Origin of the sequence: Bacillus cereus group sp. N11, from assembly GCF_016483605.1 — a bacterium.
In the GTDB taxonomy this organism is placed as follows: domain Bacteria; phylum Bacillota; class Bacilli; order Bacillales; family Bacillaceae_G; genus Bacillus_A; species Bacillus_A toyonensis.
This window is the reverse complement of record NZ_JAEHBN010000045.1, coordinates 1-1,140: the sequence shown is the minus strand read 5'-3', so window position 1 is coordinate 1,140 and position 1,140 is coordinate 1. Positions and strand designations below refer to the sequence as shown.

The following is a 1,140-nucleotide window of genomic DNA, read 5'->3' as shown; positions in this document are numbered from 1 at the left end:
AGCTTACGCTATGGGAAATCTCATCTTGAGGGGGGCTTCATGCTTAGATGCTTTCAGCACTTATCCCTTCCGCACATAGCTACCCAGCTATGCCCTTGGCAGAACAACTGGTACACCAGCGGTGCGTCCATCCCGGTCCTCTCGTACTAAGGACAGCTCCTCTCAAATTTCCTACGCCCACGACGGATAGGGACCGAACTGTCTCACGACGTTCTGAACCCAGCTCGCGTACCGCTTTAATGGGCGAACAGCCCAACCCTTGGGACCGACTACAGCCCCAGGATGCGATGAGCCGACATCGAGGTGCCAAACCTCCCCGTCGATGTGGACTCTTGGGGGAGATAAGCCTGTTATCCCCGGGGTAGCTTTTATCCGTTGAGCGATGGCCCTTCCATGCGGAACCACCGGATCACTAAGCCCGACTTTCGTCCCTGCTCGACTTGTAGGTCTCGCAGTCAAGCTCCCTTATGCCTTTGCACTCTACGAATGATTTCCAACCATTCTGAGGGAACCTTTGGGCGCCTCCGTTACACTTTAGGAGGCGACCGCCCCAGTCAAACTGCCCACCTGACACTGTCTCCCGGGTCGATAAGACCCGTAGGTTAGAATTTCAATACAGTCAGGGCGGTATCCCACCAGCGCCTCCACCGAAGCTAGCGCTCCGGTTTCAATGGCTCCCGCCTATCCTGTACAAACTGTACCAAAATTCAATATCAGGCTACAGTAAAGCTCCACGGGGTCTTTCCGTCCTGTCGCGGGTAACCTGCATCTTCACAGGTACTATAATTTCACCGAGTCTCTGGTTGAGACAGTGCCCAAATCGTTACACCTTTCGTGCGGGTCGGAACTTACCCGACAAGGAATTTCGCTACCTTAGGACCGTTATAGTTACGGCCGCCGTTTACTGGGGCTTCAGTTCAGAGCTTCGCTTACGCTAACCCCTCTCCTTAACCTTCCAGCACCGGGCAGGTGTCAGCCCCTATACTTCGCCTTACGGCTTCGCAGAGACCTGTGTTTTTGCTAAACAGTCGCTTGGGCCTATTCACTGCGGCTTTCCGTTAAGAAAGCACCCCTTCTCCCGAAGTTACGGGGTCATTTTGCCGAGTTCCTTAACCAGAGTTCTCTCGCACACCTTAGGAT

The 1,140-nt window shown here is 54.1% G+C and carries 1 rRNA gene; it reads right to left on the bottom strand.

Features of this window, described 5'->3' with window-relative positions:
- Positions 1–1,140: ribosomal RNA gene (locus tag JDS98_RS29555) — 23S ribosomal RNA — on the bottom strand; the annotation flags it as partial.